The 9,683-nt window shown below is 40.7% G+C and carries 7 protein-coding genes, 1 pseudogene and 1 riboswitch; of the genes and pseudogenes, 5 read left to right on the forward strand and 3 right to left on the reverse strand.

Annotation, left to right across the window (positions count from 1 at the left end; all coding sequences use genetic code 11):
* Positions 1 to 291: 291 nt before the first annotated feature.
* Together Q0R37_RS13555 and Q0R37_RS13560 are read right to left on the reverse strand one after the other, a co-directional pair.
* Positions 292 to 501: a hypothetical protein gene (locus Q0R37_RS13555; RefSeq protein WP_294755086.1), complete on the reverse strand. Its 210-nt coding sequence runs from the start codon at positions 499 to 501 to the stop codon at positions 292 to 294.
* 667 nt (positions 502 to 1,168) lie between these two features.
* Complete coding sequence (locus Q0R37_RS13560; protein WP_294755087.1) at positions 1,169 to 1,912, reverse strand: hypothetical protein; 744 nt, start codon at positions 1,910 to 1,912, stop codon at positions 1,169 to 1,171.
* Positions 1,913 to 2,114: 202 nt separating this feature from the next.
* Positions 2,115 to 2,201, reverse strand: a riboswitch (SAM riboswitch).
* Positions 2,202 to 2,439: 238 nt separating this feature from the next.
* Between Q0R37_RS13560 and Q0R37_RS13565 the strand changes: the two genes are divergently transcribed.
* From Q0R37_RS13565 to Q0R37_RS13585, 5 genes and pseudogenes are all read left to right on the forward strand, one after another.
* On the forward strand, positions 2,440 to 4,545 hold the full coding sequence (locus Q0R37_RS13565) for an ATP-binding protein (protein WP_294755088.1): 2,106 nt from the start codon (positions 2,440 to 2,442) through the stop codon (positions 4,543 to 4,545).
* Between the two features lie 279 nt (positions 4,546 to 4,824).
* Positions 4,825 to 6,396: a recombinase family protein gene (locus tag Q0R37_RS13570; RefSeq protein ID WP_294755089.1), complete on the forward strand. Its 1,572-nt coding sequence runs from the start codon at positions 4,825 to 4,827 to the stop codon at positions 6,394 to 6,396.
* Positions 6,397 to 6,521: 125 nt separating this feature from the next.
* Complete coding sequence (locus Q0R37_RS13575; protein ID WP_294755090.1) at positions 6,522 to 7,598, forward strand: hypothetical protein; 1,077 nt, start codon at positions 6,522 to 6,524, stop codon at positions 7,596 to 7,598.
* 143 nt (positions 7,599 to 7,741) lie between these two features.
* Positions 7,742 to 8,308: pseudogene (locus tag Q0R37_RS13580) on the forward strand (N-acetylmuramoyl-L-alanine amidase); the annotation flags it as partial.
* A 126-nt stretch (positions 8,309 to 8,434) separates the two neighbouring features.
* Positions 8,435 to 9,070 (forward strand): hypothetical protein, encoded by a 636-nt coding sequence (locus Q0R37_RS13585; protein WP_294755091.1) that lies wholly within the window; start codon positions 8,435 to 8,437, stop codon positions 9,068 to 9,070.
* A 66-nt stretch (positions 9,071 to 9,136) separates the two neighbouring features.
* Here Q0R37_RS13585 and ispF read toward each other — a convergent pair whose 3' ends face one another.
* Complete coding sequence (gene ispF, locus Q0R37_RS13590) at positions 9,137 to 9,613, reverse strand: 2-C-methyl-D-erythritol 2,4-cyclodiphosphate synthase (protein ID WP_294755092.1); 477 nt, start codon at positions 9,611 to 9,613, stop codon at positions 9,137 to 9,139.
* Between the last annotated feature and the right edge of the window lie 70 nt (positions 9,614 to 9,683).

Consider the following 9,683-nt stretch of genomic DNA (forward strand, 5'->3'; position numbering starts at 1 on the left):
CGATGCTCACGCTTGTGCGGAGATTCTGCTCAGGTACATGGAAAGCGGTGTCGATGTGAGTGGGTATGTAAAGAAGTTCGTTCTGTCACCATAAACAAGTATACAGAGCTGTTGCTGACATAGCAATGGCTCTTTTTCTTTTTGAAACGATGCAGAAATGAATTTTTGAATATCTGTTATGATATAATAAAATTTTGGTTTTCTGAGCAGAAGTGAAAGTTTGGCGTTCTGATTTGATATAATAATAGTTTAGGTGGTGGCAAACGCCCCACCATTATCTATAATCAGTTCTCACGCTACTGTTGATATCCAACCATACCCCTGAACAGCCATATCAACAAAATGATTCATAAGTAAATCGATTTTAGACTGGAACGATTCCTTATCATAGCATATCGGCAAATCGTCATTCAAAGATGATTCAACAAGATTTTTTACTATTGCCCTTGCGTGATTGTCTTCAGCATTTATTGGGGCAGATGTTACATCATTCTTATCCAAGCTGACTCAGCCGTTAGTTATCGCTGCTATATTTGCAGCTGCTCTGACAATATTCATTGTTTCGTGGTTTATTTCCGCGAAGATATATGAAGCAAGAGAGATATGAAAAAAGACAAGAGTGTGTATGCAAGAAGTGTTTCAACGATTTTAAAAATTATCTCAAATTAAAATCAACGGAAAGAATGGATGTTGAATGGGGTTAAATTGTGATTTATCTTATTATCATAATAGGTTCAAAGCTCATGTACAAATATGATACAGAAAGTCCCTGCAGTTGCAGGGACTTTCATATTAGAAATCTCTTATATTAGAAAAAATATTAGAAATCAACGAAAAAGGCACCTTCGATTTCTCGAAAGTGCCTATTCTTCTGGGGTGGGAGATGGGATTCGAACCCACGGTCTTCGGGACCACAAGCCGACGCTGACGGATTTTCGGCAGTTTCTTGTGTTTTAATAGGATCCTGTTTTGTACCTATTTTTCGAGGGCTAAAGCTGATTTGACGCTTATTGCCTTTGCAGAAAAAATCATAAAACTGTAGGAAAAGTGTAGGAAAATAACACCATAAATGATTCTGAAGATAGGCACTGTACTACTCTTGTATGACTGAAAAATATTATTTGTTCTTGACATCAAATTATTTTTATGCTAACATCGTGCGTTTTTATCAATCTTTCAGCGTTATATTATCAATTATAGTTGCTTCAAAATTTTTATATGCTGCATGACCTTCATCATCATCTGTGTAACCAACTACAATTTCGTTCATTGCTCCGCCCGCATAAAAAACGAATTCATCCTGATATAAATTCGGGCGGTCAATTCCAACTGACTCATAGTCGATATAGTTTCTTACGTGTGACATCTTTACGGCGCAGTGCTCTTCGATTTGTGAAAGCTGTACCTCAGCATAATCTAATTTCAGTCTCTCTTCGCAGATCATAAGAAATATTTTGTTTACGTCAGTCTCACCGTTTAGTTTTTCCTGATCAAGATCTTCAATGTTAAAATTTTCGAGTACAGGCCCAAACTGTATCATGGATGGTTTGGCAATTCCAGTTTTATCAATCTCTTTCTGTGCGAGCCATTTATAACTCATTCCCATTATCTCAACTACCATATCATCCGGTTTATCTTCGGTATACCATTTGCTACCATCAACAACTGCAGAAAAATGAGCTGAATCTATTGCAATTTGATTATTCTCATTCTGCGTCTCCTCATCGGATATGGAAGTTACCTCTCCTTTGAATGCATTTGTTTGTTCTTCTTTCCTTTCTTTGCTATCCGAAGCTGATGTTGTCTTTTCGCTTGCATACATATTATCTGGATCATTATCTTTAATTACACCACAGGCTGAAAAACATACAGCACATAAAAACGACAAAATTAACAATTTGAAATATTTCATCTATTTCACTCCTTTTCTATTCATGAAGCCTAGTACGTTTTCAAGTTTGCGTCTGATCTTAGATAATGTATACCTTCTCATCTTTTACTATTATTTCTCTGATTGTACGCATAAATCATGCACTACTTATAAAATATTTTATAAGAGCACAAAAAGCAATCCCATCGTAACGACAGGATCGCTTGAATAAGCAACTATTATCATCCCATCGTTCAAGCTTTAGCACCTTACGATATCGCAGGTTGCTGTACGGTCAACGAGCTTGTCCCTCACGTACTCTTTATGGTACATTTATTGTTTCTAAGAGTATCCTTCGTCAAAGCCGACCGAGAAGGAAAAATAATATTTACAAAGCTGAAACTGCTTATAAGCAAATATTAGATGGTATTTTTAAAGATTTTTGTGATTTAAAAATATTATTTCTGATTAGAACGGCAAGTTACATGCAAACATTTGCCAGTAGATATGGAGTTTACTTTAATCAAATATTGTACATTGAACCAACAGAAGACTGTGATAATTCTTTATTGGCAGCAATATTTGATAATGTTAAATATAACAATAATTCTGCTGTTATGTTGAGTGACCAAAATGCTATAATAGATGCTGGGAATTTATTAAATGATACAATCCTTCTTGTACTTGACGAATCTAAGGCTGATGATGAAAAGGCGCGGGGAAGAGGTATATCAGCTTTAGAGAGTAAAGCTCTTGGGGCTAATAAAGAATATTTGCAGATACCAGTTCTAATATCTCAAAATGCGAAGTATCAATTAAACCCACTTTTATACTGTGACTTTTCAATTCAAAACGGTGCATATGATATTAGTCCGATTGCCTTTGCGGAAATACTTGAGTTACATGATATGTATTTAATAGAAAATATAGAAAGAAACTACAAGAAGTATATAGAGATTTTTAATGAAAACCTAGAGGAAATCTCTATACAGGCACCTGTTTATATCCCTGCTCAAAGGAGACAAGCATATTTTATCCTCATTGCAACATTGAGAACTTACGATGAATATTTCGGAAAACTATTTGAAGATGAAACCGAACACAGAGTAATTGACATCCTTAGCAATTACTGCAAAATAGAAAAAAGTAATGATGAAATGATTATTACAACGTTTGGTAACTGTCTAAATGAACAAATCAGCAGTAGCTGTTTAAATTTTATAAAACGGACCAAATACATTATTTTCGATGAAGGAACGGATTCAATAATTGTTGATGATGACAATATTTATATCGAAACAGGAGTTATCAAGAAACTTGCCATTAGAAGGATGAATCTGCACAGTGTAAACTCGCTGACAGATATTCTTAAAACTAATGATTGTCTCTCTATCAACGATAAAAATAGTAAGTGTTACAGGTTCCATGTGCAGAACTCAAACGGAGAGCCATATATGCTGTACACTTATGGCATCAGCAAGAAACTCATAAATGCAGAAAATCGTAGGAGACTCGACCTTGCAGATTATCAGAAGTATCTTCTCGAATACGGCGAACTGACACAAAACGAGCTTCTTCCGTTGGGGATAACCGCAGACGGCAGATATGTCGGTAAGGATATATTGTTTGGCAATAAGTCCAACGATCATATTTTTATCACTGGTCAGAGCGGCAAAGGGAAGTCGTTTTGTGCAACAAATTTGCTTCCATTGTTAGCAATGCTCGGGAGCAGGATGCTCGTCTTCGATGTTAGTAAATCCTTTACTCATGGTGAGATTCTCAGGGCACTTCCAGTAGAAGTAGTCAATGCCCTATTCGAGTTTATTGATATTGGCGGCGGAAAAAGAAAACTTCCTGTAAATCCCTTATACATTGGAGATTGCACAAATCTCCCTGCAAAGAAGCGCAGGGTCATGGGCTTCATCAAGGCGGTTTGTAAGCTCGAGAAGGAAGAGACCAAAATCGTCGAAGGCATAATATCCGATGTGCTTAAGAAGAATACCGACATAACTTCAATAAGCGGGTGTATGCTTGCTGAAACTCTCAAAAGAGGTGGCAAGGTTGGAAACAAGGTATTCAGCCTTATAAGCTCAACACTTGACGATATTGATCTTCGCGGTTTCGAGAAGCAAAGCTGGGGAGAATTCTTTGAGCAATCAAAGAAGATTCCAGTTATCTTACTCGGAGACGAAGTCAGTGATAATGTTCACACCGTGCTTGATGTCTTGATATCCTCGGCGTTTACCTGGCAACGTGATCATAATTCTGCTCAGCTTACAGTTGTGGTGGACGAGATCAAAGAGCATAACTTCTCAGAGGGAAGTCCTCTACACACGATACTCACGCAAGGACGTAGATTCAACACAAGACTCATAGGTATGACACAGCAGTATATCTCAAACGGCAGTCACGCTGTAGATGTAATGCGAGAAGCTGGAATAAAGATATTCTTCAAGCCGGCTAAGAGTCTTGATAGGATAGCCTCTGAGCTCGGATATAAGAATACCATTGATGCTGGATTCGGATCAATGGGGATTGGAGATATCATACTCTGTGCTGAACTATACAACAAAGAGGATGGGGTAAACGAACCGGTTGTTCTACACGCAAAGACAATCAAGTTCATCGACACACCGTTTTATGAGAAGTTCAAGAGGGAATACGGTATAAAATAAGTTAATACTGGTTGCGTCCTTTGGGGCACTACCATATACATATTATATACTGATTACCAGAGAAGGTCAAGTATAATAAGCATATATAATGCTTATTCCGAATACACTTGAAGGCAGGTGATAAAAATGAGTGATAAAATACATACAAAAAGCAGTTTCAAAACGGCTGATATCGAGCGTTTAAAAAAAGCTGTCACAGAGAAGATAGAGAAGCTCGTAAACCATCAGGTGAAGAGAACAAACTGAACAAAAACATATTAAAACAAGGAGGTGAGGTCAATGCCAAAGGTGGCTATATACTGTCGTTTATCCATAGAGGATAAGGATAAGTCAGATAACGATGTAAGTGCAAGTATACAGAACCAGAAAGCCATGCTTCGCGACTACTGTCACGAACGAGACTGGGAGATATATGACATCTATGTTGACGACGGCTACAGCGGCATTGACCGCAGCCGTCCCGAATTCAACCGTATGCTGCAAGATTGTGAGAAAGGCAATATCGACATCGTATTATGTAAGGACCAGTCCCGATTTTCCCGTGATACGATGATCGTTGAAAAGTACATCAACGACAAGTTCCTTGAGTGGGGCATACGTTTCATAGGAGTTGCCGACAACGCTGATACCAACAGCGAAAGCTACTCAACAATGCGCCTGTTCACCAGCGCCTACAATGAAATGTACGTCAAGGATATTTCCGCGAAGATACGTAGGACTCTTGCTTATAAACGAGAGCAGGGGCAGTTCATAGCCTCTTTTGCTCCATACGGTTACCAAATCGATCCCGAGGACAAGCACCACCTCGTCATCGACGAGGGAACCGCGCCTGTTGTGCGGATAATATTTGATATGTATGTCAGCGGCGAGGGCTATCGAAGGATAGTTCAGAAGCTGAATGCTGACGGAATCGTAAGTCCCGCTGAGTATAAGCGTCAGAATGGCTCAAAATATGTTAATCTCAATGCAGATACAAGTAATGCACGTGGGCTTTGGACGCAGTCAACTGTTGCAAGGATTTTACATAACGAGGTGTACACCGGGACGCTTGTGCAGGGCAAGTCTCACCACATCAGCTACAAGAACAAGAAGCGTAAAAAGGTGGATCAGGCTGACTGGGTTAGTATACCAAATGCTCATGAGGCTATAATAGATGCTGAAACATGGACGCGCACTCAGGAGCGTCTTAACAGTAATGGGAGAGTAGGGAAGTGCTCACAGGAGCTTTCGCCGCTGTCAGGCAAGGTAAGATGTGCCTGCTGCGGACGTCCAATGAAAAGAAATGTGTATTATAACAAAGCTAAGACGATTAAATATTATTCCCTTCAATGTGCCACATATAAGACAGGGGCTATGAACTGTCCAAACAAGTCAAGTATCAGTGGACTTGTCCTTGAAAAGCATATTCTTGACGAGCTTAACGCAATCGTCGAGCAATTCTGCAAGGCTGATGAGATACAGCTTGTGGATATTCACTCCGAACAACTAAGGGCGCTTGAACGCAGGCTTGATACACTTGAAAAACGGCACAAAACTGCTTCGGAGCGTCTTGTAAAAATGTATAAGGACAAGCTTGATGGAGTGCTGTCCGATGCGGACTATTCCTTGTTCCGACAAAGCCTCAGTGATGAGGAGAATGAGCTTGCGAAGCAGATAGCTGAGTTAAGTCAGCAGATAGCAGACTGCCGTAAGCGTCAGGAAAATGCTGAGGGGCAGAGGTCGCTCATCGAGAAGTATACTCATTTTGAAAAGCTCGACCGCAATATCGCAGACGAATTCATAGACTATGTCGAGATAGGTGAGACCTGTGAGAACGGAGAGCGGGAAATACATATACACTGGAAGTTATAGCGGTATGTCTGAAAAAAGGCGTACCGCTATTATTATCTATATACACTTTATGTGTAATAAATTATTTACAACCTACACATTTTGTGGTATAATATGAAATAATTAATGTTGAGGAGCGTGAAATAATGGGCTACAAAGTAATGCACAGGGATAAAGTAATTGCCCTTGCAGATGAAGACTGCATAACTGAAATAGTTGATAAAGCGCTATGTCCAGCGTGTTTTGTGGTAGGAATGCCCCTTGAGATATGGCTCGACAACAGAATAGTTGATGTTCATCGTTCTCATTCGAGAAAGCTTTTCAAAGCTTTGAGACTGCGGACTACGGATGACATAGAGCAGGTCATAGATATCGGTCACGGAATATCCATTACCGATAACTGGTGGATACAGAAGAAAGAGGAAGAGCTTGATTATTACTCGCTTAAGCAGTATAATGAAGAAATTGCAGATATTGCTCTTTACGGAGCTTCTGCTTCAAACAGCGGAAACACTTTGGGATACAGGGAGCTTGGAACTGTCGGAAGCTATGAAAAAGCGTGGCGTTATATAAATGGCACATGGTATATGTTCAAGCAGGGGAATATTCAGGAGCTTATCAGCGAATACTATTCCTATCATTTCCTCAAAGCTATGGGCATTAATGTTGCAGAATATAATATGAAAAGGGAAATATCCGAGGAGATAGGAATTGTATCACTATTTATAGTATCAAAGGATTTTACTAACAATGCAGAGGTGGATTTTGAGCCTTTCTGCAATTACTTCCATGACCATGATGAGCCTGAGTATATAATCCCGAGACTTGACGAGAAGCTGATAACTCCTTATGTTATGATGATTTTCTATGATGCCCTGCTTCATAACGATGACCGTCATAATCAGAATGCGGGAGTTCTGCGCAACAGCACTACGGGCGAGATAATAGGACTTGCACCGCTTTTTGACTATAATCTCGGACTTATAGCAACAGGGGTTCCGAGGATTGATACTGAAAAAGGAAACATTTTCACGGACAGCTTTCTTGCAAATGATGTATGCAGAAAAGTTATTAGAGAGAATCTTCCTGAAAGGAAGAAGATAATAAAAGCAATAAATGCTGCTTATAAAGGGATAAATTCAATTGGATTCTTTGGATTTAAACCGATTTCCATAGAGAATTATATACGGGATACTTATGATTATCTCGCAAAGCATATATGAAATCATTATTGCCATAGGGTTCATCAAAATCATCTATGGCAATGTTTTTATTTTGCTCTTGACAAATCAAAAAAGCGTGGTATAATATTCTTGAAAAGGCTATTTTAAGCCAAAAATACGACTGTGTTTAAGTTGATGCGCCACATGGCGGCATAGACGGCGGCTGTACATCGGCGGAGGGAGTTCCTGAAAAGGGGATTAATCTTGACATACTTCTGCGGCTTCGGGATATGCTTGAAGCAAGCGGTTATGAAGTCAGGGTCACCCGCGACAGCGACAGATCCATACATGATGAAGGAATAGAAGGGATAGCTGCACAGAAAAGCTCTGATATGGACAATCGCCTTGCAATTTTCAACGGGAGCAGCAATGCCGTATGCGTATCTATACATCAGAATCAATTCACTGACCCGAAATACAGCGGAGCTCAGATGTTTTATTCGGGCAGCAACAGCACGAGCGAAGTTCTTGCGCGAATGCTTCAGGAAAGGTTCAGGAGTCTTTTGCAGCCTGATAACGACAGGGAAATAAAGCTGTGCGGCAAAGAGCTTTTTCTGTGCTATTACAGTGAAAATCCGACAGTTATGGCAGAATGCGGCTTTTTATCAAATCCCGATGAAGCTGCTCTGCTCAATACCGAGGAGTACAGGGGCAAGGTGGCATTTACGCTGTTCAGCGGCATAAGCGACTTTATAAACAGGAAGAAGTAAGTAAAGTCAGCCGTGTTTTTCGGTAAGATAAGGAATTTCATTGACAAAGCTGCCGGGCATGATATATAATGATATTGAGCCGACGGAATGTCGGTATCTTTGAGCTGAAAGCGGCGGTGACAACAAATGGATAACGGCTTTGTTACAATAGGTTATTATATCTGCCATAAAACTGATGCTCCGTCGTACCTTGGATTTGACACAGACAGCTTCATTTCCGTGAGCGACTGCCTTTGCGATCATGAGCCGCAGATAGTTTATTGTCACGGCTGGAATCCTCACGGTGACGATCCTCAGTACATAGGCAGATATTTTTCGGACAGGGAAGAATATATAAAAATGAGCGGGGAGATAGGCGATTTGTTCTCGCAGAATCTTTTCGATACGGACGGCAGTTTTTTGCGTAAAAAAGACGCGGTTTACTTCTATAAGAAGTATTTCGCGGCATATGACTGCACACTTATCGCCGTCAGCACAATGGAAAGGTATTCGGAGCTTTCTTCTGGCAATTTCGATCATCAGGAATATGAAAGCGGCGAAGCTGAGGGCGAGTTTATCGGCTGCGATATAATCGGCTGGGATATATCGGGATTTCACTCATTCCTGTGCAATTCCCTCCATGAGGAGTTCGATGAGATCAGCTTCAACAAATACGGGCTGCTGGACGAAAGCTTTGAAAAAGCGGAGCAAATGGCAGAAAAAATACAGGGAATGGGTGAGCCGGTGGACTGGATACCCGTAATGATACATAAACTGTATTGATGAATAATTGAAAAAGCCGTAAAGGAGAGCTCCTCCCTTGCGGCTTTTTTGCAGTTTATAAAAGAATTATTTCCTGTACATAAGGGCTGCTGCGTGAGCTGACATTCCCAGCTTTTCACCTGTGAAGCCGAGATGCTCCTCGGTTGTAGCCTTGACACTTATCTGCGATACATCACAGCCGCAGACCTTTGCGATATTCTCGCGCATTTGCAGTATATGCGGTGCCAGCTTAGGCGCCTGAGCGATAACAGTAGCGTCGATGTTGCCTATCTCCCAGCCTTCGGCTCTGACTCTGCGGCAAACCTCAGCCATGAGCTTCATACTGTCCGCGTCCTTGAAGCTGTCGTCGTTATCGGGGAAGAGGTGGCCTATGTCTCCCATTGCGAGAGCTCCGAGCATTGCGTCCATTATGGCATGAACGAGCACGTCTGCATCTGAGTGGCCGAGCAGTCCTGTGACATGGGGTATCTCAACTCCGCCGAGAATGAGCTTTCTGCCTTCCACAAGCTTGTGTACGTCGTAACCGTGACCTATTCTGAACATATTATTCTCCTTTCGTAAATCAAAATTTATATTTGTAGGGGCGGATATCATCCGCCCGAAATTAAATGTT

This window comes from uncultured Ruminococcus sp. (assembly GCF_946415235.1).
GTDB lineage: Bacteria > Bacillota > Clostridia > Oscillospirales > Ruminococcaceae > Ruminococcus.

Coding starts and splice junctions, on each gene's coding strand:
- Q0R37_RS13560 (WP_294755087.1), bottom strand. CDS start 1,912: ATGAAATATTTCAAATTGTTAATTTTGTCGTTTTTATGTGCTGTATGT.
- Q0R37_RS13570 (WP_294755089.1), top strand. CDS start 4,825: ATGCCAAAGGTGGCTATATACTGTCGTTTATCCATAGAGGATAAGGAT.
- Q0R37_RS13575 (WP_294755090.1), top strand. CDS start 6,522: ATGGGCTACAAAGTAATGCACAGGGATAAAGTAATTGCCCTTGCAGAT.
- Q0R37_RS13585 (WP_294755091.1), top strand. CDS start 8,435: ATGGATAACGGCTTTGTTACAATAGGTTATTATATCTGCCATAAAACT.
- ispF (WP_294755092.1), bottom strand. CDS start 9,613: ATGTTCAGAATAGGTCACGGTTACGACGTACACAAGCTTGTGGAAGGC.